The organism is Gammaproteobacteria bacterium (assembly GCA_022450155.1).
GTDB lineage: Bacteria > Pseudomonadota > Gammaproteobacteria > Arenicellales > UBA868 > REDSEA-S09-B13.
In genome coordinates, this window is record JAKUQR010000005.1 from 20,884 (window position 1) to 45,994 (window position 25,111).

The 25,111-nt window shown below is 49.5% G+C and carries 22 protein-coding genes; all 22 read right to left on the reverse strand.

The window, feature by feature from the left end; all coding sequences use genetic code 11:
• Window positions 1–120: 120 nt before the first annotated feature.
• The 22 genes from rfbA to nuoH all read right to left on the reverse strand — a co-directional run bounded on the left by rfbA (window position 121) and on the right by nuoH (window position 25,111).
• Window positions 121–999: a glucose-1-phosphate thymidylyltransferase RfbA gene (gene rfbA, locus MK323_03855; GenBank protein MCH2481293.1), complete on the reverse strand. Its 879-nt coding sequence runs from the start codon at window positions 997–999 to the stop codon at window positions 121–123.
• A gap of 1 nt (window position 1,000) precedes the next feature.
• Window positions 1,001–2,089 (reverse strand): dTDP-glucose 4,6-dehydratase, encoded by a 1,089-nt coding sequence (gene rfbB, locus MK323_03860; protein MCH2481294.1) that lies wholly within the window; start codon window positions 2,087–2,089, stop codon window positions 1,001–1,003.
• The gene (gene rfaD / locus MK323_03865) at window positions 2,089–3,120 is read right to left on the reverse strand and encodes an ADP-glyceromanno-heptose 6-epimerase (GenBank protein MCH2481295.1); all 1,032 of its coding nucleotides are present in this window, start codon (window positions 3,118–3,120) and stop codon (window positions 2,089–2,091) included. Before rfaD ends, rfbB begins: the two co-directional genes overlap by 1 nt.
• The gene (rfaE1, locus tag MK323_03870; protein ID MCH2481296.1) at window positions 3,120–4,076 is read right to left on the reverse strand and encodes a D-glycero-beta-D-manno-heptose-7-phosphate kinase; all 957 of its coding nucleotides are present in this window, start codon (window positions 4,074–4,076) and stop codon (window positions 3,120–3,122) included. Before rfaE1 ends, rfaD begins: the two co-directional genes overlap by 1 nt.
• A gap of 27 nt (window positions 4,077–4,103) precedes the next feature.
• Window positions 4,104–5,435, reverse strand: coding sequence for a UDP-glucose/GDP-mannose dehydrogenase family protein (locus tag MK323_03875; protein ID MCH2481297.1), 1,332 nt, complete (start codon window positions 5,433–5,435; stop codon window positions 4,104–4,106).
• A gap of 75 nt (window positions 5,436–5,510) precedes the next feature.
• Window positions 5,511–5,813 carry a helix-hairpin-helix domain-containing protein gene (locus tag MK323_03880; protein MCH2481298.1) on the reverse strand — a complete coding sequence of 101 codons (303 nt, stop codon included), beginning with the start codon at window positions 5,811–5,813 and terminating at the stop codon, window positions 5,511–5,513.
• A gap of 114 nt (window positions 5,814–5,927) precedes the next feature.
• Window positions 5,928–7,106, reverse strand: coding sequence for a lipopolysaccharide assembly protein LapB (lapB, locus tag MK323_03885; GenBank protein MCH2481299.1), 1,179 nt, complete (start codon window positions 7,104–7,106; stop codon window positions 5,928–5,930).
• Between the two features lie 376 nt (window positions 7,107–7,482).
• On the reverse strand, window positions 7,483–7,791 hold the full coding sequence (locus MK323_03890) for an integration host factor subunit beta (GenBank protein ID MCH2481300.1): 309 nt from the start codon (window positions 7,789–7,791) through the stop codon (window positions 7,483–7,485).
• A 55-nt stretch (window positions 7,792–7,846) separates the two neighbouring features.
• On the reverse strand, window positions 7,847–9,520 hold the full coding sequence (gene rpsA, locus MK323_03895) for a 30S ribosomal protein S1 (protein ID MCH2481301.1): 1,674 nt from the start codon (window positions 9,518–9,520) through the stop codon (window positions 7,847–7,849).
• Between the two features lie 200 nt (window positions 9,521–9,720).
• Window positions 9,721–10,416, reverse strand: a complete 696-nt coding sequence (gene cmk, locus MK323_03900) for a (d)CMP kinase (protein MCH2481302.1) — start codon at window positions 10,414–10,416, stop codon at window positions 9,721–9,723.
• Window positions 10,406–11,725 carry a 3-phosphoshikimate 1-carboxyvinyltransferase gene (gene aroA / locus MK323_03905; protein MCH2481303.1) on the reverse strand — a complete coding sequence of 440 codons (1,320 nt, stop codon included), beginning with the start codon at window positions 11,723–11,725 and terminating at the stop codon, window positions 10,406–10,408. The genes cmk and aroA overlap by 11 nt, the downstream gene beginning before the upstream one ends.
• Window positions 11,726–11,745: 20 nt before the next feature.
• The gene (locus MK323_03910; GenBank protein ID MCH2481304.1) at window positions 11,746–12,612 is read right to left on the reverse strand and encodes a prephenate dehydrogenase/arogenate dehydrogenase family protein; all 867 of its coding nucleotides are present in this window, start codon (window positions 12,610–12,612) and stop codon (window positions 11,746–11,748) included.
• A gap of 43 nt (window positions 12,613–12,655) precedes the next feature.
• Window positions 12,656–13,759 carry a histidinol-phosphate transaminase gene (gene hisC, locus MK323_03915; protein MCH2481305.1) on the reverse strand — a complete coding sequence of 368 codons (1,104 nt, stop codon included), beginning with the start codon at window positions 13,757–13,759 and terminating at the stop codon, window positions 12,656–12,658.
• Between the two features lie 5 nt (window positions 13,760–13,764).
• Complete coding sequence (pheA, locus tag MK323_03920; GenBank protein MCH2481306.1) at window positions 13,765–14,841, reverse strand: prephenate dehydratase; 1,077 nt, start codon at window positions 14,839–14,841, stop codon at window positions 13,765–13,767.
• Window positions 14,842–14,936: 95 nt separating this feature from the next.
• On the reverse strand, window positions 14,937–17,501 hold the full coding sequence (gene gyrA, locus MK323_03925; protein MCH2481307.1) for a DNA gyrase subunit A: 2,565 nt from the start codon (window positions 17,499–17,501) through the stop codon (window positions 14,937–14,939).
• A 234-nt stretch (window positions 17,502–17,735) separates the two neighbouring features.
• Window positions 17,736–19,187, reverse strand: a complete 1,452-nt coding sequence (gene nuoN / locus MK323_03930) for an NADH-quinone oxidoreductase subunit NuoN (protein ID MCH2481308.1) — start codon at window positions 19,185–19,187, stop codon at window positions 17,736–17,738.
• A 2-nt stretch (window positions 19,188–19,189) separates the two neighbouring features.
• Entirely contained in the window at window positions 19,190–20,680 is a 1,491-nt protein-coding gene (locus tag MK323_03935) for an NADH-quinone oxidoreductase subunit M (protein MCH2481309.1), read from the reverse strand.
• Window positions 20,681–20,696: 16 nt separating this feature from the next.
• Window positions 20,697–22,628, reverse strand: coding sequence for an NADH-quinone oxidoreductase subunit L (gene nuoL, locus MK323_03940; protein ID MCH2481310.1), 1,932 nt, complete (start codon window positions 22,626–22,628; stop codon window positions 20,697–20,699).
• A 10-nt stretch (window positions 22,629–22,638) separates the two neighbouring features.
• Window positions 22,639–22,944 (reverse strand): NADH-quinone oxidoreductase subunit NuoK, encoded by a 306-nt coding sequence (gene nuoK / locus MK323_03945; GenBank protein MCH2481311.1) that lies wholly within the window; start codon window positions 22,942–22,944, stop codon window positions 22,639–22,641.
• A complete protein-coding gene (locus MK323_03950) occupies window positions 22,941–23,558 on the reverse strand; it encodes an NADH-quinone oxidoreductase subunit J (GenBank protein ID MCH2481312.1) in 618 nt (205 codons plus the stop codon). Before MK323_03950 ends, nuoK begins: the two co-directional genes overlap by 4 nt.
• A 23-nt stretch (window positions 23,559–23,581) precedes the next feature.
• A complete protein-coding gene (gene nuoI, locus MK323_03955; protein MCH2481313.1) occupies window positions 23,582–24,070 on the reverse strand; it encodes an NADH-quinone oxidoreductase subunit NuoI in 489 nt (162 codons plus the stop codon).
• Window positions 24,071–24,079: 9 nt separating this feature from the next.
• Window positions 24,080–25,111 carry an NADH-quinone oxidoreductase subunit NuoH gene (gene nuoH / locus MK323_03960; GenBank protein ID MCH2481314.1) on the reverse strand — a complete coding sequence of 344 codons (1,032 nt, stop codon included), beginning with the start codon at window positions 25,109–25,111 and terminating at the stop codon, window positions 24,080–24,082.

A 25,111-nucleotide genomic window follows, 5' to 3' on the forward strand; every position in this document is an offset into this window, starting at 1 on the left:
TGATGGATGACAAAACGGTTCGACCGGTAACTACCGAACAAAGCCAAAAGACACCTTCAATTGTGTGTAATCAATTCGGAAAACGGTTTGTGGCATGGTTACTGTTTCCAGGCAAACAGGCTAGTTGTCGTATTCGTCGCTGACGACCTGTTGGAGATACTGGCCGTAACTGCTCTTTATCAACGTAGCGGCCAACCCTTCGAGTTGCTCGATAGTAATGTACCCCATTCGATAGGCGACTTCTTCTGGGCAACAGATCTTCAGTCCCTGTCTTGACTCTATGGTTTCAATAAATACCGCCGCTTGTAATAGAGACAGGTGGGTACCGGTATCCAACCATGCGATTCCACGCCCCAGATTCTCGACGTTCAGCTGTCCGCTTGCCAGGTACATACGGTTGAGGTCTGTTATTTCCAGTTCACCTCGTGCCGAAGGCTTAAGAGAACGTGCAAAATCAACAACCTGCGTGTCATAGAAATACAACCCTGTCACAGCGTACTTAGACACTGGCTGTTCTGGTTTTTCTTCCAGGCTTATCGCCACACCCTCTTTGTTGAAGGTGACTACCCCATAACGTTCTGGATCTTGGACGGGATAAGCAAAAACCGTAGCACCACAAGGCTGTTCAGCTGCCCGTTGCACAATATCGCTTAGATTATGGCCGTAGAAGATGTTATCGCCCAGGATCAGGGCGCAGTCGGAATCCGCAATAAACTCTGCGCCGAGAAGAAAAGCCTGAGCAAGCCCATCTGGCGACGGCTGAATCGCGTAAGAGAGATTCAGCCCCCAGGAACTGCCATCGCCCAGCAGCTTTTCAAATCGAGGCACGTCCTCGGGTGTCGAGATAACGAGAATATCCGTTATACCCGCGAGCATTAATACCGACATTGGATAGTAGATCATCGGCTTGTCGTAAACTGGCAGTAACTGCTTCGACAAAACATTTGTGGCAGGTGCCAGTCGAGTACCCGCGCCACCGGCTAGAATAAGGCCTTTCATCTTAGACTCCCAGCCCTCGTCGCTCGCTGCGGCAAGAATCTGTGCGAACTATTTGGACCCAGTCCAGCCCGCGCGTCGACAGATACCACTCAACGGTCTTGCGAAGTCCGGTGACAAAAGTTTCTCGAATTGACCACCCCAGTTCCTCCTGCAGACGACGACTATCTATCGCATATCGAAAATCATGACCAGGGCGGTCTTCAACAAACTGAATGAGGCTCTCCCGGTTGGGCAGTGTTTCTAGCGGTTTAAGTTCATCCAGGATACTACATATCGCTTTGACCACATCAATGTTGCTTTTCTCACAGTTGCCACCAATGTTATAGCGTCTTCCGGTCCTTCCTTCGAACAGAATTTTCTTTAGTGCTCGCGCGTGATCATCGACGTATAACCAGTCTCGGATATTCTCCCCTGCGCCGTAAACAGGAATGGGTTGAAAAGCCATAGCTTTCTCAATCACAACCGGAATAAGTTTTTCGGGGAATTGATACGGCCCATAGTTATTCGAACAGTTTGATATCGACACGTTCAGGCCGTAGGTTTCGCCCCACGCCCTGACCAGATGATCGGCGCTGGCTTTGCTCGCAGAATACGGTGAATTCGGCTCATAGGGAGATAGTTCGGAAAAAATGCCGTCTGCACCTAAAGATCCGAAAACTTCATCTGTTGAAACATGCAGGAAGCGACAGCCAGATCCATCGGGTTTTCCTTGTTTAAGCTGATGGGTCCTGACGGCTTCCAGCAGTGTATAGGTGCCTATTATATTTGTTTGAACAAAATCGCCCGCAGAATCGATCGATCGATCAACATGGGATTCTGCGGCAAGATGTATAACCCCAGTTGGGTTGTGCTTGTGGAAAAGTCGCCGCACTGAATCCGCATCGCATATATTCGCCTGTTCAAAAACGTAACGTTTGGACCCAGCAATATCATCGAGAGTCTCCAGGTTCCCGGCATAGGTCAAACAGTCGACGTTGACCACCCGACACTCTGTACTGGCCAGCAGTTCTCGAACGACTGCTGAGCCTATAAAGCCGGCTCCACCGGTCACAATGATCGTACCTGATTCGGGTCCAAGCGTAGTGCTCATCAGTTTGGTTCTGGCCGTTTGGACTTCGGAGAATTGGATTGCATGTGCTGCATAAGCCAGTCAACATAACGGCGTACACCTGACTCTAGCGTTGTAAATTCCCTGTCATAACCCGCCGAGCGCAACCTGCCGACATCTGCCTGGGTATAGTCTTGGTACTTGCCTGCCAGGGTGGCGGGCATATCAAAGTAGCCAATAATCTTCTGAATCTGGGATTCTCCCAACGACAGAGGCTTGTTTTCCGATAGCGCCCGACAGCTATTAACAACTGCCAGAGCCATATCGTTAAAGCTGCGACTGACACCAGTTCCCAGGTTAAAAATACCGCTGAAATCAGGATAGTCCAAGCAAAACAGGTTGGCTCGAACAACGTCTTCAACTGACACAAAATCTCTGCGCTGCTCACCATCGCCGTACCCACCCGATGCCGCAAACAATCGCACCTGGCCGGTCGTCTGATATTGATGGAACAATTGAAACGCAACAGACGCCATATGAGCTTTATGCTGTTCTCTCGCACCATACACATTAAAATAGCGCAGGCCCACAACCTGGCTAGTGCGAGACTCTTCTCGGACTCGAACATAGCGGTCAAAGATTAACTTAGAGAGCGCATAGACGTTCAATGGTTTTTCATAGTCGCTGACTTCCTCAAACACCCTGGATTCTCCATATACCGAAGCTGAGGAAGCATAGACAAAGGGCACAGAGTTACTGCGACAAGCTTCGTACAAGTGCTTTGAATAAGAGAAATTGTTTTCCATCATGAAATGGCCGTCCGTTACCATCGTATCCGAACACGCGCCTTGGTGAAAAACAATGCGGGTCTGTTGAGGCAGCCCATTATTGATCAGGTCTTTAAGAAACTGTGTTTTGTCCAGGTAATCAACAAACTCGAGGTCAACAATATTCGAAACCTTGGCAGAATCTTCAAGATCATCCACGACAATAATGTTGTTTAGGCCTCTGTCATTGAGGCCAGCAACAATATTCGCCCCGATAAATCCTGCACCGCCTGTAACGATGTACATTACATCGTTTCTCTTTCCAACTGAGAAAGAATTTCGGGCAGCGTCACCGTAGCAGTACCGAATTTACCGACTGCAATACCCGCAGCAGTATCCGCATATTTCAAAATTTCGTTCCAGCTCATACCGCAGGCCAGGAATACTGCAATAGCGGCCACTACCGTATCGCCCGCGCCACTGACATCGTAGACTTGTCTAACATTAGAAGACTGGTGGATACATTCCCCATCTTCAGTAAACAGCGTCATGCCCTCTGATCCACGGGTGACGAGAAGTCCTTGAAGTGAGAGCTTTTCGACCAGCGAATAAGCTTTTTTGTTGAATTCCTCGGTCGTCTGGCAGTCTCCGACGCACCGAACAAATTCCATTGTATTCGGCGTGACAATGGAGGCGTCACAATAGTCCGAAAAATCAGCCCCTTTGGGGTCAACCACAACAGGAATTTCATGTCTACGTGCGAGACTTACGATCTGAGGAACATTTGAAAGGCCTCCCTTCCCATAGTCTGAAACAACCACAACAGACACACCTGCCAGTAACCTCTCGTAATCATCCAAAACACACTCAGTGAGACTCACACTAGGCGCTCCCTCAAAATCAACTCGGATCAACTGCTGATTTTGCGATACAACTCTAAGTTTTTCGGTAGTCCGATTTTCGGTGTCAATGTGCAAGTGCCTGTCGACGCCTGACTCTGCCAGTAGACTGTTCAGCAATCTGCCACTCGCATCGTCACCGACTATCGAGAGTAGGCAGCACTGAGCGCCTATACTCCTGATGTTGGCAGCGACGTTACCCGCCCCACCGACGCACTCAGTCACTGAATCAACCGAGACGACCGGCACGGGTGCTTCAGGAGATATTCTTGTGACGGACCCAGACCAGTAACGGTCCAGCATGATGTCCCCAACAACGAGAATACGGTGTGAGTCTATCAGTGTTGTCAACGATTCATTCATGCACTCAGGATCGATCAATTAGTGGCTTTATATGCGATCACCGCGGCCAATCCCACAGTAGGTGAGCCCAGTTTCATTTAGCACCTTCGGATCATAAATATTTCGACCATCAAATATAACAGCGCCCTTCATTCGGTTCTTGACTTCGGTGAAGTCCACACTCCTAAATTCTTTCCATTCGGTCACTATGATCAGTCCATCTGCATCGTTCAGTGCGCTGTAAGGGTCAGCGGAAAAGGTGACTGTTGGGTTGTCTCGGAAAATCTCTTGGGCACGGGCAATGCATATTGGATCATAGGCGCAAACCGTAGATCCATTTGACTGAAGTTGTTCAATGACCGATTGACTTGGTGCCTCCCGCATATCGTTTGTATCCGGCTTAAATGCAAGACCCCACAATGCGAAATGCAGTCCTTGGATATCATCCCCATAGAAGCGTAATATTTTCTCAACCAGAACTCGTTTTTGGGCGGTGTTGACTTCATCAACTGCCCTGAGCAGGCGACTGTCGTATTGGTGAGCCTTACCAATCTGGTAAAGTGCACGCACATCTTTGGGGAAACAAGAGCCCCCGTATCCACATCCAGGATAGATGAAGTCATAACCAATTCTCGGGTCCGAGCCTATGCCCTGCCTTACCGACTCGATATCTGCGCCAACCCGATCAGACAAGTTCGCTATTTCATTTATGAATGATATTTTTGTAGCCAGCATCGCGTTGGCAGCATACTTGGTTAATTCGGCAGAGCGGACATCCATAAACAGCATACGATTATTACTGCGATTGAACGGCGAATACAGGCGGTCCATCTTCTCTTTGGCCCTGAGACTGTCTGAGCCAATAATGATTCGATCTGGTTTGAGAAAATCTGAAACCGCAGCCCCTTCTTTAAGAAATTCAGGATTCGAGACTACATCGAACTCCACCGAACAGTTGCGTTGCGCGAGTACGCCGTCTATTTCGTCACGCACTGCATCACATGAACCCACCGGCACAGTCGACTTCACAACCACCACCGAGTAATCCTCGAGCCATTGAGCGATCGACCGGGCGGCAGTAAGTACGTGGCCAAGATCTGCAGACCCGTCCTCCATTTGAGGCGTGCCTACGGCAATGAAAATTACCTCTGCCCCACGGATGCCGCGCTCAACGCTACTGGTAAAACCCAGTCTCTTTACAAGTAGGTTGGTAGCAACGACTTGCTCCAGACCGGCTTCATGAATAGGAAGCTTTCCATCTGATAAATCCTTGATTTTGTTTTCATCGATATCTACACATGTGACGTGATTACCGACATCGGCCAGACAAGCGCCACTGACGAGACCGACATACCCCACCCCTATAACTGACACCTTCATTGCGTGCTCCAGGCATTGTGGTTAACTAAAAGAAAGGGTGCCTGCAGGCACCCTTTCCACCGCGGCGCTATTTTATCAGTCAGATGAATCATCGACCTGTGTTTGCAGCGGCACATCCTTAACGACAATCACGCCTTGGTTAGCGTTAATGATCGCTATGCCGATTCCACTAACGCCCATGAGGTCGTCGATTGAATCGAAATCGCCGTATTGGCTCCGATAATTCACGATCGCCTGGGCAAGCCTGGGCCCGATTCCGTGAATGCTGTCGACGAGCTCAGCGACATCAGCCGAATTAATGTTGACTGTACCGGCCATAGCACCCGTCGACCACAGCATACCCACTAACATGATAAAGAAATAGTTTTTTAGTTTCATCACCTACGCTCCTTGTAGAATTGTACGAAAGATTTCACTGCATCCTTGCAGCGGTTACGAGTATCGCCAAGCACTCAATTGACGTTCAATGGGCATACGTCACTTGCAACTAATTTATCTTTCCTGTAGGTGTGGTGTTATCTTCGCGGGTCCAGTGCTGTTCCATTTTCTGCATCCCGGGCACTGCCAGTGCATCGATTTTCCTTTGAAGCCACAATTACGGCATTCATAGCTTCTCGCTGTTCCAAAAAGGACTGAAACCAGATCGATCAAAAAATCCAGACTGCGATCTGAACGAAGTCCACGATTGCCAGAGTCGGCCGACTCGATGAGGTCAGTTAATGAGTTTAAAGAGTGAGTGTTACGCATCCAGTTCAGCAAACGACTACGGGCCTGCTCAGGCTGTCCGGATTCTACAAGAAAATCGACTAATGTCATCACCAATCGAAAGTCATTGTTATGCTCGAGGCATCGTTCCAGAAAATTGCGGTAGTCAGCCAGGCGTCCTAGACTCTGGTAACTCTGTCGTACCAAGCCGATAACATCAGTCAGCATTTCAGGATGCCGGTTAACTATCCTCGTCCACTCTCGGATTGCAGTTACGTGCTCATTCTTGATCGCCCTGAGCCTCCCGGACTGCATCAACGCTCGCGTACACTCTTGTTCTAAAGTCAGCGCCTGATGGATAAACCCCGCACATTCTTGATAGAACCCTGCAGTCATTCGCTCCTCTGCAAGCTCGCAGTTATATTGCGCAAGTAGGCCATCTAAGTCTTCGCCACTGGCCAAGGAGAGCCTCCTCGCGGCATCTATGGCGTTTTCCCATTCCTTCTCCTGCTCATAGAGTTGCAATAACAGACGGTAGGCTGATTCCGAATATTGAGCAGCCTCTGCCACCTCAAGCAGCAAACTTTCTGCTCTGTCGAACAGTCCTGCCTTGTAATAATCCTGACCTAGTTCATACAGAGCATGAAGACGCTGTTCAGGATCTAGGCCGCTTCTCGCAATCAGATTCTGGTGAAGTTGGGTCGCCCTTTCTATCTCTCCTCGACGTCTAAACAGGTTTCCGAGCGCAAGCTGGATCTCAACTGTTTCCTCGTGCGTCTCCAGAGCGCTTATCAACACATCCAGAGCCTTGTCCTGTTGTTCATTCAAGAGCAAGTTAAGGCTTTTAAAATACGCCTGAGGTATGTCCGCGCCTACGCTGCGTGTGGAGCGACGTCCTCTCGAGGCAGCATACCAGCCAGAAGCGGCCGCCAATGGCAAAAGCAGAAGGAGCCAGACTGGATCCATTTTACTAACTACTCATCCTTGTTAATTTTTCTTGTGCCGCTAGAGCGTTTGACTGCAAAGCCCGCAGCTTTCTCGCTGTTCTTACGAGACGTATTTTCAGACTTAGAAGAATCAAGCTGCTCGTGAATACACCAAACAGGATACCCATACCAAGAGTAAGCAGTAAAAGTATTGCGACGGGCCCGTTCCAGACCATTCCAAAATAGTAGTGAACTTGAATATCATGCGAATTCTGTGCCATGAAAGTAAATACAAAGAGAAACAGCACAATCGAAGTCAACGCATAGAATACGACCTTCATTTCGCTCTGCGACTGCTGGGTCCGCCACCTAACGCGTTACCGGCTTTACCTGTAGCTGATCCGCATACGCTCTGATCACCTGGTAGAAGTTTCGACATCTGTCTTGGTTTTGTTGACCCGCTCTCTTAACAATCGACCGGGCTTGAAGTGTGGAACATACTTTCCCGGTACTGATACTGATTCCCCAGTCTTTGGATTCCGACCGATGCGAGGCGCCCTATATCTTAGTCCGATGCTCCCGAATCCCCGTATTTCAATACGATCTCCATCGACCAAGGAGTTGCTCATGTGCTCAAGTACGGCGTTGACAGAAGTTTCTATATCGCGCGCTGGCAAATGAAGCTGCCCCGCCATAAGTCGTTCAATAAAGTCAGATTTAGTCATCGACACAACCCAGTCAACCGCATCGTTTCGGTTCCTAGTCAATATTGATCAAAGTTCAGCTTTCCCTCTTAGACAACTCTTCTATCAGCTTATCCCCTAGCGAGATTGTAGTTGAAGGTCTGGCCGAGTACTCCTCTATTGCCTTCCCTTCTATCTCCATCTCCAGCGCTTTTACAGACAGTGTAATACGTCGACTCTTTCGTTCAATGCTGGTAATTCGTGCTTCGACTTCGGCACCCTGCTGCAATGCGTTACGCGCATCCCCAACAAAATCCCGCGACAATTCAGCTGCCCGAAGATAACCTTCAACGCCATCTTCCAAGTGTATTACCGCACCTTTTTCGTCGATGGTGCCAACGACGCCTTTCACTACCGACCCTTTGGGATTGGCCGAAACATAAGCACTAAACGGATCGTCTTCAGCCTGCTTAATGCCAAGGGATATGCGTTCCCGATCAGGGTCTACTGACAGAACAACTGCAGTTACCTCGTCGCCCTTTTTAAATTCCCTGGCGATGTCTTCACCAGACCGGTCCCACGACAGATCACTAAGGTGAATCAGGCCGTCTATGCCACCAGCTAGACCTATGAACACGCCAAAGTCAGTAATAGATCTGATCTGACCCGTTATGCGGTCATTTCTATTGTGAGTGGCCGCAAACTCTTCCCATGGATTGGACGTACACTGTTTAATTCCCAACGATATCCGCCGCCGTTCAGAGTCGATCTCGAGCACCATGACTTCAACTTCATCCCCCAAGTGACATACTTTGCTGGGATGAACGTTTTTGTTCGTCCAGTCCATTTCAGACACATGAACCAAGCCCTCGACACCTTCTTCCAATTCAACAAAAACACCGTAGTCCGTAAGATTTGTAATCTTCCCGAAAATTCGGGTATTTGCAGGATAACGCCGCGCTATATCCGACCAGGGATCTTCGCCGAGTTGCTTCAGTCCCAACGAAACCCGGTTCCTCTCCCGATCGAATTTCAGCACCCGGACATCCAATTCTTGCCCCACCTCCAAGACATCTGATGGGTGTTTGACCCGCTTCCAGGCAATATCGGTGATGTGCAAAAGTCCATCTAACCCGCCCAAATTAACAAACGCACCATAATCCGTCAGATTCTTCACCATGCCTTTGACTACCTGACCTTCTTCAAGGTTCTGGAGCAGTTCAGCACGTTCGACCTCCATCTCTTTTTCCACGACTGCCCGGCGCGAAACAACTACGTTGTTCCTGACCCGATCCAGTTTTATCACCTTAAACTCAAGTTGTTTGTTCTCTAGGAACAAGGTATCTGTCACTGGTCTGACATCCACCAGTGAACCAGGCAAGAAAGCCCTTACTTCGTCGATAGAGACCGTAAACCCGCCCTTGACTTTTCCAGTCAAAATCCCCGTTACGATTGATTGCTCGGCGAAAGCACTCTCCAAAACTTCCCACGATTTCGCTCTTCGTGCACGCTCTCGAGACAAGCGCGTATTTCCATAGCCATCCTCGACTGTTTCGATAGCGACTTCAACCCGATCACCGATGTTGACTTGGACTGCACCTTCAGAATCCCTAAACTGAGACACAGGGATTTCAGACTCCGACTTGAGGCCTGCATTAACAATGACGTAATCACCGTTGATATCGACAACTTCAGCCTCAATTACTGCACCAGGCTTCATTTCAGAGCTGTTTAAGCTCTCTTCCAATAGTTCTGCAAAGGTTTCTGACATAGTGTGTGAATTCCAGGCTTTCGCCCAATCTTTCCGACGAGTTAATGGTTAGTATTTAACTGGAGCCCCGGTCATTGCGAGGGTGCACCAGATCTGCGATTCGACCGTACGTTTCAATTCGAATAAACATTCATGATCTATTAGAGTGTTACTGATCTAACTACAAAACGTAGCCACTAAATTTCCGCGGCACAAGTGTTTTATCCATTACCACCCTGGACGAGTCTGGCTGTAAGTAGATCATCAACTTTTTTAACGACTTGATCAATTCCAATTTCGGTTGTATCGAGAACGACAGCATCGTTCGCGGGTACCAAAGGCGAAACTGCTCGCGTGCTGTCCTTCTGGTCGCGAGCTGAAACTTCATTTTCAACGCCGGCTAGGGTAGCACTAAAACCCTTTTCCAACAACTGTTTATAGCGCCTTTGTGCCCTGATTTTGAGTGTCGCTGTCAGAAACACTTTGAGTGTCGCATCTGGAAACACCACGGTCCCCATATCCCTGCCATCTGCGACCAAACCTGGGGCCTGTCGTTCAAACCGCTGTCTGGATATCAAACATTCTCGAACCATCTGCTGTGACGCGTAAGTGGAGGCCAGCAAGCCGGCATCGGGCCCTCGTACAACTGTTGTGACATCTTTCCCATTGACAAAGATACCGACCTCTCCGGTCTCTTCAACGACAAAATCAAAATCATTTTCCGCAAGAACCCGCTGGATGCCCGGCAGATCATCGGGCGACACTTCCAACTGATGGGCGCTGAAAGCGAACGCTCGATAAAGTGCGCCGCTATCGAGGATCCGCCAGTTTCGAAGAATAGCAATCCGGCTGGCAACTGTCCCTTTACCACTTCCCCCTGGCCCATCCAGAGCCAAGACTGGTACCTCAACCACGATCAGGCCCGCTTTGTTCTTGTATAAGCATCCCTATCGATGACGCCAGTTCGACGAATCCTGGAAATGACGTTCCTACATTTTCAGTGTCTTTGACACAGATCGAACCGGATACAACCAACCCAGCAATCGCGAATGCCATTGCGATACGATGATCCGACCGGCTATCTACTTCGCCCGGCAATATCTGCCCTCCTGTTACTGAGTAACCATCGGCTTTCTCTTCTGCCGAGACCCCCAGTTCGCTTAATCCAGTAACTATCGATCGAATCCGATCACTTTCTTTAACCCTGAGTTCTTCTGCTCCATGCAGTGTTGTTTTTCCATGGGCACAAGCAGCAGCAATCGATAAGATAGGAAACTCGTCAATCGCCCGGGCTACCTGATGCGTTCCAATCCCAACACCTCTTAGCGGTGTGGAACGAACCATCAGGTCCGCTGTAGGTTCACCACATACCGTCTTTCTGTTGAGACAATCGATACTGGCCCCCATTTGTTGAAGAATTTCAATCACGCCTGTTCGCGTCGGGTTAACACCTACATTCCTTAGAATAATCTCAGATCCAGTTGCGATTGCCGCACCGACTATAAAAAATGCAGCAGATGACAAATCCCCTGGTACCACCAGCTTCGTTCCTGCCAACTCCTTTCCACCAATCACTCTAAGCCAGTCACCCTGTTGGGAAATAGTATGCCCAAAACCTGTTAACATCCGCTCCGTATGGTCTCGTGTTTGTTCCGGTTCTTTTATCTGGCTGGTTCCATCAGCACATAGAGCCGCCAGAAGGAACGCCGACTTTACCTGCGCGCTGGCGACTGGCATTACATAATTAACACCCTCGAGTTGTTCAACCGGTTGTATTTGAATCGGCGGATAGCCATTGCTCTGGGTAGTAATATCGGCACCCAGGGCACGCAGCGGTTCAACAACTCGAGCCATGGGTCGCTGACTGAGAGAGTCATCTCCAATCAACGTCACTGGGAAAGATTGTCCAGCCAAAACACCCGCCATCAGACGCATCGCGGTACCAGAGTTCCCCATATTCAACGGCTGCCCCGGATCCCTCAGTCCGTATAGGCCGACGCCGTCGATGACCATTCCACCCCCTTCCCGCTGATCGATCTTGACTCCCATGTGACGAAACGCGTTGACAGTCGCAGAAACATCCTCGCTTTCTAACAGTCCCTTAATCGTCGTGCGTCCTTGAGCAATCGCACCGAGGATTACTGCTCGGTGACTGATCGATTTATCACCCGGCACAAAGAATGACCCTCTCAATACACCTTGACCGTTGATGATGAACGACTTCATGTTCAGCACTCAGGAAGCGGCTACGAGCGCCTATCCTTGATCTGTCTGCGTACCTCATTTGAGTGCTTAAACATTTGCTCTAGCCCATGTGAGTCACAGTCGTTTATCAACTCGGCCAAATTGGCTATAGCAGTCGAAAATTCTGTCAGCCGCTGCAATACCGCTTGTTGATTGCTTAAAAATATGTCCCGCCACATCACAGGGTCGCCCGATGCGATTCGAGTAATATCGTAGAATCCACCTGCAGATAGATCGAAACTATCTTCCGGATTTGTTTGCCTGGACAACAGGTCTACTAAAATAAATGCCAAAGCGTGTGGAAGATGGCTGGTCAACGCCAACAGCTCATCGTGGACGGAAGGCTCCATAAAAACAACCTCAGCGCCGATTGTCTCCCACATATCTTTTACCGTCGATATAGCCTCTGTACCCGTGTTAGCTATCGGTGTAAGTATGGTTCGATGGCCCTTAAACAGGGTCGCTGAGGCTGCATCTACTCCGCTTTGTTCTTTGCCCGCAATCGGATGGCCGGGTACAAAATTAACGATCTTGTCGCCAAGCCCACTCACTGCCGCATCAACAATAGGCCCTTTTACGCTACCGGCGTCGGTAACAATCGCATTGTCTCCCAGACACGACTTGAGTTTTTGGAAAGTCGATGAAATCGCATTTACGGGTGAAGCAATAACGACCACTTCTGCCTGTTCAACTGCCGTACCTAAATCCAGTGACCAACTGTCTACGACCCCGAGCGCCTGTGCTCGTTGAAGGGAGCTCTCTGTACGGCCGAACCCCGTAATATGTCCCACGGCATTTTCAAAACGGAGCGCCTTGGCTAAAGATCCGCCGATCAAGCCGACACCGATAATGGTAAGATGATGGATCAACTACATGCTCAATCAGGACAGTAAATACACTGGTCGTGCGGGTCTACGACGTCAGCGCGACCGATATCGCACTGATCATCGTTTCATTTTCGTCTGGCAGTCCGACCGTTACTCTCAGATGGTTCGGTAGGCCATAGTTTGCAACGGGGCGCACGATCACACCTTGCTTTAACATCGTTTCATAGACCGAAATAGCCGGACGCGCTACGTTGACACAAATAAAGTTGCCTGCGGAGGGAATATACTCAAGGCCAAGCTCGGAAAAGCCGGCATAGATCCTGGCTCTACCTTGTGTATTGAGACGTCGACTCTCAGCAAGAAACACAGCATCATCCAGCGCAAGTCGCGCCGCCGCAAGACCAAAACTGTTGACGTTGAACGGTTGTCGCACCCGATTTAGCAGGTCGGCTATGGCAGTCGATGATACGCTATAACCAACCCGCATTCCGGCCAGTCCATAAATCTTAGAAAATGTCCTGGTCGAAACCAGAAACGGGTACTCTTCCAAAAAGTCTATTGCATTAGGGAACTCAGGACCCTCGCAATATTCATAATAGGCCTCGTCAACCACTACTATGGTTGTTTCCGGGACACGATCGAGAAAAGAAAGCAGGGCTTCAGATTCGACCCAGGTGCCCGTTGGATTATTGGGATTTGCGATAAAGACCACTCGCGTATTTCGATCAACTAGAGATAGCATTGCCTCCAGATCATGGCCCCACGATCTCGCTGGGGCAATTTTTAAATCAGCCCCAACCGCGGATGCAGCCAGGCTGTAAACAGCAAACGAATGTTCAGACACAACAACTCCCTGGCCTGGACCGACGAACGCGCGCACCAGGAGTTCGAGGACATCGTTGGATCCATTACCGAGTGTCAGTTGGTCTGTAGATACCCCGAGTAACTCGGAAAGCCTGGTTTTAAGTACCCAACCAGAACCATCAGGGTACCGGCTGGTATCTGACTCTTGTTGTGCCAGTGCCTTCGCAATGACGTCACTCGAAGTTCTTGGATTTTCGTTGGATGCGAGTTTGACTATGTTGGACAAACCAAGCTCACGTTCTAGTTCTTTAACCGACTTGCCGGGCTGGTAGGGTTGGAGTGCCCGTACCCCGTCGACGGACAGATCCTCGGCATTGAACACCATCCTGTTCAGACGCTCCTCGGATAGGAACCCAAGATCTTAAACATCGCCGCATTCCTTTTTATCTGTGACAATGCGCTATCGACGTTGGCATCCTGTACATGACCCTCTAGATCGATGAAAAACATGTATTCCCACAGTCCTGTTCTGGAGGGTCGGGATTCTACGCGGGTCATATTGATATTGTGCTCTGAAAGTGGAGCGAGCAGCGTGTGAAGTGCGCCTGGCCTTTCCTGAGCGCTCATCACCAAACTGGTTTTGTCTTGTCCTGAAGCTTGGACTGTATGACGACCGAGCACAAGGAACCTGGTTGTGTTCCCTGGTTGGTCTTCGATATCCGCGTGTAATACCTGCAACCCATAAGCCTCTGCGGCCTCCTCAGAGGCTATCGCTACGCTGGTCGGATCGTCGAGGATCTGACGAACCGCATCTGAATTGCTCGCACAAGCGACCCGCTCTATCGACGGGAGATTAACGTCTAGCCATTGGCGACACTGCGCCAGGGCCTGCTGATGGGCCAGCACCCTGATTGGAGAAGCACTCTCAGCAGAACCGATGAGGCAGTGCTTTATTCTTAGATCAATCTCGCCACAGATCTTAAGAGAGGTCGTCAACAGCCTGTCCAGCGTCAGATGTATACCGCCTTCTGCTGAGTTCTCAACGGGGACGACGCCAATGTCACAGTGCTCGGCTTCGACCAGGCGAAATACCTCTTCAATGCTCGATGTCAGCTCCAGATTGATTTCAGCGCCGAATTGCTTCCGGGTTGCGAGTTCCGAAAATGTGCCATCCGGACCAAGTGTCGCGATCGAAGGCTTTGCCTCAATAGCGCGACAGGCTGAAATAATCTCCCGAAACAGGCGTTCGACCACTACCGACTCCAACGGCCCGCTATTAGCCTGCTGAAGGCGTTGAAGAATCTGCGCTTCCCGCTCTGGTCGATAAACGATATCGGCTTTCTGACCAGGCTTTTTGTTGCCTACCTTCATGGCTTTGCGAGCGCGTTCATTAATCAGCGCCAGTAAACTGTCATCGATCTGATCAATCTTGCCACGCAGGTCTACGATTTCTTTGTCGTCAGTCATAGATCAATGAGTATCAGGTTGAAAGCTGGTTTATCCAGATTGTTCATTTACATCCGATACTGCCTGCGAAAACTGAAATGCTCTCTGCTCCTCAGCTAGATTTCCGCGTCTGGCTCATCATCTGTTGAGTCCACGACTAAACTTAAGCTAATCAGATCTTCACCGTCGGCCAGCGTAATCAGTCGAACCCCTTGGGTATTGCGTCCCAGCTCTGAAATGCCTTCAACGCTGGTACGGACCAGTCGCCCACCATCAGTCAATAACATCAGCTCATCTGCTGGACAGGTCAAAACAGCGCCGATCAACGATCCGTTCCTGCTACCGTTCTGAATAGCTATCACACCTTGCCCGCCTCTGCGTTTACGCGGAAATGAAGTTACGGCAGTACGCTTCCCATACCCGCGGGCTGTTGCCGTTAGCACACATTTGTCGAGCTCATTTTGGCCAACAACCAGCATTGAGATCAAGCGTTGACCGGGTTTTAGGGATATCCCTTTTACCCCCCGAGCCGACCGCCCCATTACCCTGACATCACTCTCCGCGAAGCGCATTGACTTCCCCGAGCAGCTGAACAAAAGCAAATCGGAGTTTCCTTGAGTCATACCGGCGCTCACTAACTCATCACCCTCGGACAATGTGAGCACTCGCAAACCCGACGGCCTGGGTCTTGAAAAGGCGTCGAGGTCACATTTCTTTACAATACCATCCGCTGTCGCCATAAATACAAATAGCCCTTGCTGATTGTTGTCCAGAGGCAAAAAAGCCGTTATGCGTTCTTGCGTGCCCAGAGGTAGAAGATTGACAAGAGGGCGCCCTCGTGCCTGCCGCCCTGCCTGAGGCAGTTGATAGACACGCAACCAGTAGACTTTCCCATAGTTTGAAAAACAAAGAATCGTATCGTGCGAATTTGCAACGAACATCGACTTTACAAAGTCATCCTGTTTGGTGCGTGTCGCAACCTTACCTTTGCCGCCTCTACGTTGGGCCTGATAATCGGACAACGGTTGCGCCTTTGCATACCCCTCCCCAGATAGTGTCACTACCATCTCTTCGCGGGCGATAAGGTCTTCGTCATTCAGATCGAGATGAGTCGCCAAGATTTCAGTACGCCGACTGTCGCCATAGCTGTCTTGAATTTCCTTTAACTCGCTTTCAACAACAGCCACCAAACGATCGGGATGTTCAAGAATATCCAGCAGTTCTCGAATTACTAATAAATTTTTCTCGTATTCGGTTTTTATCTTTTCTTTTTCGAGCCCTGTTAAACGATGCAGTCTGAGGTCTAGAATTGATTGCGCCTGCGCCTCGGTCAAGCGGTAACCGTCTTTCCTCAATCCTTTTTCAGGATCCATATCATCTGGACTAGAGATCGTCGAATCACCCAGACTGGTCAGTTCGCTCACAAGCGTAGCATTCCACAACGTAGAAATGAGTTGGTTCCGCGCAACTGTTGGGTCGGATGCGGCTTTTACTATTTCTATGACCTGATCAATATTCGCCAAAGCTACCGCCAATCCCTCAAGAACGTGGGTTCTTGCTCTTGTTTTCCTTAGGTCGAATATGGTTCGGCGGGTAATGACCTCGCGACGATGTCGCAAAAAACTGTTTAACAGTTCCTTTAAACTGAATAGTTTTGGTTGGTTGTTACTCAGCCCGACAAGATTAATGCCGAAAACCGTCTGCAATTGTGTGTGCTGATACAGGTTATTCAAAACAATTGCCGGCACCTCGCCGCGCTTGAGTTCTATAACCATTCGCATTCCAGATTTGTCGGACTCGTCCCTAAGTCCGCTGATGCCACTGAGCTTGCCTTCCTTCACCAGTTCGGCGATCTTTTCAAGCAGCCTCGCCTTGTTGACCTGATAGGGTAACTCTGTCACCACAAGACTTGAACGTTGACCGTCTTTCTGGTCCTCAACACCGACTCTGGCGCGTATATGAATCCTGCCTCTTCCGGACTCATAAGCCTGTCTAATGCCACCACGCCCGTTGATAATGGCTGCTGTGGGAAAATCCGGCCCCGGTAATATCTCCATTAGTTGGTCGACCGAGGCGTCAGGTTCGCGAATAAGCAACAGGCACGCTTCTATGGTTTCTGTAAGGTTATGCGGTGGTATGTTAGTCGCCATGCCGACCGCAATCCCAGAAGAACCGTTTACCAGGAGATTGGGGAGACGTGCCGGAAGTAGCACGGGTTGTGTCTCGGTTTCATCATAGTTTGGATGGAAGTCGACGGTTTCTTTGTCGATATCATCAAGTAACTCGTGTGCAAGTCGGGACAGGCGTATCTCTGTGTAGCGCATCGCGGCAGGAGAGTCACCATCTACTGAACCAAAATTTCCCTGACCATCTACAAGGGGATAGCGCAGTGAGAATGGCTGAGCCATACGAACAATCGTGTCGTAAACCGCAGTATCGCCGTGCGGATGATACTTACCAATAACATCACCTACGATGCGTGCTGACTTTTTGTAACCTTTGTTCCAGTCGTTACCCAGTTCTGACATCGCATACAAAACTCGCCGGTGAACGGGCTTGAGGCCATCGCGAACATCCGGTAGGGCACGGCCTACGATGACACTCATTGCGTAGTCTAAATACGACTGACGCATCTCCTGTTCGAGATTCGTAGTTATAGTTTCTTTGGCAATATCATTCATCTGTACTATTGGGTTTGAGCTTCAAGCGACAGCATCATGAATACCGGCCTAAAGGCCGAAAACGATTGAATTTACGAAAGAATTCGGGCCCTAATCGAACCCGAAATCAAAGGCTGATTTTATCACAAAACACGGCTTTACCGTGCCTTAAACAGGGCACTTAACCCAATAAACAAATTTCAGTCTACGGGCTTTTAGCTGCGGCCAAAACCACAGTCAGCGCCTGAAATGTCATCAAAAAAGCACCCCAATTGCCGCCTCGCACAAGGTGGTGAGACCGCCGATCCATGGCATCAGCACAACAACTGCAAGGCCATTTATCGTCAGCAGAATTCGAGCATCTGGCTTCGGACTGAACTGCAACCTCAATTGCTCCGTTCTGGGTTCGTCAAAATACATCACTTTGACGATCCGAAGATAATAAAACGCGCCTACCACTGAAAAAACAACAGCAATAACTGCGGCCCAGGTCAACTCAGCATTGACTACCGCCTGTAATACAGACAGTTTGGCATAAAACCCGACGGTAGGCGGTATCCCCGCAAGGGAGAGCATCAGCAGTAGCATAATGAACGCAGCCCACGGATGGGATCGACTCAGCCCCGAATAGTCTTCGATCAGATCAGCTTCCACCTCCTCGCTCGACAATACCAGTATCACGCCAAATGCGCCCAAGGTAACCACTGCGTAGATCAATATATAGGCCATAGCAGACGCATAGCCGGAGCCCTCGCCTGTCAGGATACCCAGTAGAAAGAAGCCCACATGGGCAATTGCCGAATAGGCCAGCATGCGTTTGATATTCGTTTGCGCAATTGCAATGACATTGCCTAGAGCTAAAGACAAAATGGAGACTACGAGCAGCATCCCCTGCCATTCTGTGGCGAGCGATTCAAGTCCGTCTGCCAGAAGTCTGAGTATCATCGCAAAGCCCGCAAGTTTTGGTGCTGTAGCCAGATAAACCGTTGTCGAGGTTGGGGAGCCCTCGTAAACATCGGGTACCCACATATGAAAAGGCACTGCACCTATCTTGAACAAAAGACCAACCAGAACCAGTATCAGTGCCATGGTTCTCGGCAACGTACTTCCGGCGTAATGCCCCATCGATTCCGACAGTTCGTTTAGGTACAGCGTCCCGGTGAGCCCATACAGCAGCGACATGCCATACAGCAGTATCCCGGATGCCAGTGCGCCCAGTACAAAGTATTTCATGGCCGCTTCCGAAGCAGTCGTTGAGGTAGTCCGCAATGCCACCATCGCATACAGGCACAGCGCGAGCAATTCCAGGCCTACGTAGAGAGACAGCAGATGATTTGAAGCCGTCATCACCATCATTCCAACAACTCCAAATAGCGCCAGCGTAAAAAACTCCCCTTGCCACAGTCCTCTGGCAGTTGCATAACTGCGGCTGTAGACCAACGCACACCCCGTCAGAATGCAGATGCCTGCTTTCAAAATAGCTGACACACCGTCCATTAACACCAGGCCGTTGAGTCCATAGACCGGAGCTGACTCAGAATAAACCAGACTCAGGGTGGCTCCTACCGCTAGCGTGACCAACGACAAGCCATATCCAAACTTCTGCTTTTGGGTTGCGGGTAAATACAGATCCAAGACGAGAATAAAGCAAGCCATGAGCGATACGACGATCTCAGGCAAAACTATTAGAAATTCTTGCTTAGTCATGGTCAGTCGAGTTTTGAGATCGCAGCATGTTGCAATAGGTTTTCGACGGTCGAATGCATCACCTCAAGAAGTGGCATTGGATAAACACCCAGCCCAAGCACACATACCGCCAATACGCCTAACACAGCTTTCTCTCGCCGATTGACATCAACCAGTGCTTTTACTTTGTCGCTGGTCATCTCACCATAGACAACTCTTTTGATCATCCACAGCGTATAGGCCGCACCTAGAACAAGCGTAAGACCTGCCACAGCTGCGTACCAGCCGTTAACCCTGAAACTACCTAGGATAACCAGAAATTCACCCACGAATCCCGACGTACCCGGCAATCCGACATTCGCCATCGCAAAAAACACCAGAAAAAACGCAAACACGGGCATGGTATTGACCACACCACCGTAGCTGTCGATTTCCCTGGAATGCATCTGATCATAGAGAACACCGACACACAGAAACAGAGCAGCCGAAACAAAGCCGTGAGAGATCATCTGTACGATGGCACCCTCCATACCTTGCGTATCGAATATAAAGAGCCCCAGCGTCACAAACCCCATATGAGAAATCGACGAATACGCAATCAATTTCTTCATATCCCGTTGCACCAGAGCCACCAGCGCGATGTAGACCACTGCAATCAATGACAGCCCTATAACCCATATAGCAAGCTCTGAAGAAGCATCCGGCGTAATTGGAATACTGAACCGGAGAAACCCGTAAGCACCCATTTTCAGGGTAATGGCTGCCAGTATTACAGACCCGCCAGTGGGCGCCTCCACGTGAGCATCGGGCAACCAGGTATGTACCGGAAACATTGGCACCTTTACGGCAAAAGCCGCGAAGAATGCCAAAAAGATCAGCACCTGGGTTCCATAGGTCAGCGGTGCTGAATGAAACGACTCTATGCTAAAGGTGTGGCCTGATGAGAAATACAAATAGACAATTGCCACGAGCATCAATAGAGATCCTAGTAACGTGTACAGAAAAAACTTTATTGCCGCATATACCCGATTGGAGCCACCCCAGATCCCAATAATCAGGAACATCGGTATCAGCATAGCCTCCCAGAAGAGATAGAAAAGAATAGCATCCATCGAACTAAACACTCCTATCATCAGCCCTTCCATAATCATGAAGGACGCCATGTATTGAGCCACTCTTTTGGTAATCACCTCCCAGCCAGCTATGACAACAATGACCGTCAGAAAGGCAGTCAAAACAATCAGCGGCACAGAAATACCATCAACACCAAGAAAGTATTGAATGTGAAATGCGTCAATCCATTCGTAGCGTTCGACAAACTGCATACTCGATGTGGTGACGTCGAAATCAAGATATATCGATAAAGACAACAAAAATGTACCCACGGAAAACCCAAGCGCCATCTTTCTAGCTAACTGAGCATTGCGATCTCCGCCGGTCGACAAAATGAGTATCCCGCCCACAACAGGCAGCCAGATCAAAACACTGAGAATATTGGGAGTCACGCTGTCCATTGATCTTCTGCTGATCTCACGACCATAGGTTCCAGGATAAAAATACGACCACACCGATGATCATGACGAATGCATAGTGATAAACGTAACCGGTCTGCAGTCGCTTCAAGATGCGTGAAAACCACCCGATCATGTTTGCAGTGCCGTTTACGGCTAACCCGTCTATCAGCGCGACATCCGCCCGTTGCCACAGCCACTCTCCCAGGCGGATGCCGCCGGATGCGAATAGCCACTGATAAAATTCATCAAAACCGTACTTCTTCTCCAGTATTTTGTAGACAAACTTCAGTCTTTGGGCAAATTTGTCCGGTAGCGACGGTGCTTTTACATAGAAAACCCACGCCAGAACAATACCCGCCAGAGCCAACCAGAATGGAGCCGTAAAGACTCCATGCGCAATCAATCCCATAGCAGTGAGAGGATCACTGGAATTTGTTGACCGAGTAGGGGCTACAGCGTCTCCCAAAAAGCGCCCGTCCAACACACCTTCAACTAAAAAACCGCCAAACACAAGAGAAGGAATTGCCAACAGGATCAGCGGCACTGTAACCACCCACGGACTTTCTTTCAGCTGTGAGCGTGCCTGGATACCCATACGTGGCTCCCCATGAAACACCATAAATATCAGCCGAAATGAATAGAACGCTGTCACAACAACACCCCCAAGGACCGCAGCATAGGCCAACCCAGCACCGGGTATGTTGGAGTGATGCACCGCTTCGATGATCGCGTCCTTTGAGAAAAAACCGGCAAACGGCGGTATCCCCGCCAGCGCAAGACTACCTATGACTGACGTGATGTAGGTAATGGGCATGTAGCGGCGAAGCCCGCCCATCCGCCGCATATCCTGCTCATGGTGCAACGCAATGATGACAGACCCTGCGGCCAGGAAAAGAAGCGCCTTAAAAAAAGCATGGGTCGCGAGGTGAAAGATTGCGACCGAGTAGGCTGATGCCCCCAGTGCAACCGTCATGTAACCCAGTTGCGACAGCGTTGAATAGGCGACTACGCGTTTAATATCGTTCTGAACGAGTCCAACCAGGGCCATCAAAAAGGCGGTCAATGCACCGATAATCAGGATCACAGATAACGCTGTTGTCGAAAGTTCGAACAACGGAGACATTCGTGCAACCAGAAAAATTCCGGCGGTCACCATCGTGGCCGCGTGAATCAGAGCCGAAATCGGTGTTGGACCCTCCATAGAATCAGGTAGCCAGACGTGCAGTGGCACCTGTGCGGATTTGCCCATTGCCCCAACAAAAAGCAAGAGACAGATCAGTGTTATCCAGTGCCATTCATAACCGAACGCGCCGATTACCACTGCATTCTGTTTGCCGGACGCCGCAGAAAATACCGCGCTATAGTCCAGGGTACCGAACAAGTACATTACTGCAGCGATACCCAGGATAAATCCTAGATCACCCACCCGGTTGACCAGGAACGCTTTGAGGTTTGCTGCAACAGCGGATTCGCGTTTGAACCAAAATCCAATAAGCAGGTAAGACACCAAGCCCACCGCTTCCCAGCCAAAAAAGAGTTGTAGAAAATTGTTCGCCATAACCAGCATGAGCATGGCAAAAGTAAACAATGCGATATAACAGAAAAACCTGGTGTATCCCGGGTCATCCCGCATGTAGCCTATCGTATAGATATGAACCATCAGCGAGACGAAGGTAACGACTGCCATCATGACGGCTGACAGATGGTCAATCAGGAATCCGATTTCAAAAGATACGCCCCCGCTTGTTCCCCAGATGTAAACAGGACCGTCAAATGAGTGTCCATCCAGCACATCGAACAGCACGACAGCTGAGAGCACAAACGAAAGAGCAACACCAGTTATCGTGATACGGTGTGTTGCGCTGTTACCAATTATATTTCCCCAAAACCCGGCAATAACGGCAGCGGCGAGACAGGCCAACGGGACCAGCAAATAGATTAACTTCATTAATTAGCTGTCATCCGCGTAACTGATCCAGATCTTGAACATTTATAGACCGGCGGTTACGAAATAAAACAATCAGTATCGCCAGCCCGATTGCCGATTCCGCCGCAGCCACCGTCAAAATGAAGAAAACGAAAACCTGACCGGCCAGATCATCCAAATAATGAGAAAATGCGATGAAATTCGTATTGACTGCCAATAAAAGCAACTCTATGGCCATAAGAATGATCACCAAATTTTTCCGATTCAGAAATATCCCAACGACACTAAGGGCAAAAAGAATAGCCCCAAGAACGAGGTAATGTGATAGCGAAATCATTTGTTCATCTCCGACCGTTTTTCTGTCGGCATACTGACAATTCGAAGTCGTTCTGACTTGCTGACTTTGACCTGCTTGGAGGGAGACTGGTAGCGTGTACCTTGGCGTCGGCGCAGCGTCAGCGCTATCGCAGATACGATTGCTACGAGAAGAATGAGACCAGCAACTTCAAAGACAAAAACATAATCGGTGTATAAAACCAGACCTAATTCTCGTGTGTTGCTGTAATCGGGCCCATGCCCAGCTGGTCGTGGTAACGATTGGGAGCTGAATCGATCTGACATCATCACCAAAACAAACTCGACAACCATGACGCCGGCAACCACGGCACCGACGGGTAAATATCGTGTGAAACCTTCCCGCATACTTGCGATATCGATGTCCAGCATCATGACTACAAACAGGAACAAAACCATAACCGCACCGACGTAAACGAGTACTAAAGCAATGGACAAAAACTCAGCTTCCAGAGTCATCCAGATACAGGCCGCGCTGAAAAACGACAAAACGAGAAACAATGCGGCTTTTACTGGGTTTCTAATTGTTACCACCATTGCCGCAGAGACGACCAGCACGGTTGCGAATAAATAGAACAGTATGGAAAGCAACGTCATAGGGCGAGTCAGTCTTACACGGTCTATCTATATGCTGAATCTTGCTGACGAGCCGATGCAATCTGCGCTTCGCACCGATCACCGAGATTCAAGAGATCAGTTTTTGAGACCACGCCGGACTCACCCGACTCGAAGTGATACTCATCGATATTCGTAAGAACTATCGAATCAACGGGACAAGACTCCTCACAAAATCCACAGTAAATACATTTAAAAAGGTCGATGTCGAATCGAGTTGTCCTGCGTGTTCCGTCCTCTCTTTCTTCCGATTCGATGGTGATAGCAAGCGCCGGACATACTGCTTCACAGAGTTTGCAACCGATACAGCGCTCTTCGCCGTTTGGATAGCGTCGAAGTGCAAGCAATCCTCGGAAGCGTGGTGATTTTGGTGTTTTTTCTTCTGGATACTGGATCGTGAACTTCTTTTTGAAGAAATAACGACCCGTGAGACCGAGGCCTCGTACAAGCTCGGACAGCGCCCAAGTATTTATTAAACGCTTTATTAAAGACATTTTTTCTAACTATGTAAAAATGACGCCGAAGGGAGTAAAAAACTTGACCGCACCGATAACCGCTATCCAGATAAGGGTCACCGGAATAAACACCTTCCAGCCAAGACGCATGATCTGGTCATACCGATATCTTGGAAATGTCGCCCTAAACCACAAGAACAAGAACGCCACTATCGACAGTTTGGCTAAAAACCAGAACAAGCCCGGCAGCCAGGTAAACGGAGGGAATTCAAACGGGGGGTTCCACCCTCCCAGAAATAAAACTACCGTTAATGCTGAGATCATCAGCATGTTTGCGTATTCAGCGAGGAAAAAAGCTGCGAATCCCATTCCTGAGTACTCCACATGAAACCCCGCAACAATCTCGGATTCGCCTTCCGCGACGTCAAACGGCGCCCGGTTGGTCTCTGCCACTCCTGAAATGAAAAACACCAGGAAGAGTGGCAATAGAGGCAGGAAGAACCACTGATGCAGACCACCCGATTGTGCCTGAACGATTGTATTGAGATTCAAACTGCCCGCCACCATGAGTACTCCAACCAATGCGAAACCCATTGCAATTTCGTAAGCAACAATCTGTGCTGCCGAGCGCATTGCACCTAAAAACGCATACTTTGAATTCGAGGCCCAACCAGCAATGATGACGCCATAAACACCCATCGACGTCAGCGCCAACACATAAAGCAATCCGGCATCGATATCAGCCAGTACCAGAGTTTTGGAATACGGTATCACCGCCCACACGGCGAAAGCGGGAGTCACAGCAAGCACCGGGGCAATAAGAAAGAGGTACCGATCGGACTTACTGGGAATGATCATTTCCTTAAACATCAGCTTTATAATATCTGCTATCGGCTGCAGCAAACCTTTAGGGCCCACCCGATTCGGGCCGACCCTGACGTGCATATAAGCAATCACTTTCCTTTCTGCCAGTGTGTAGTACGCGACCGCAATGATGAGAGGTCCAACGATAAAACCGATCTTAAAGCCGAGTTGTAAGATCAACGGCAAAGAGGCCCAAGTTGTCGCAATCCAGCTCAT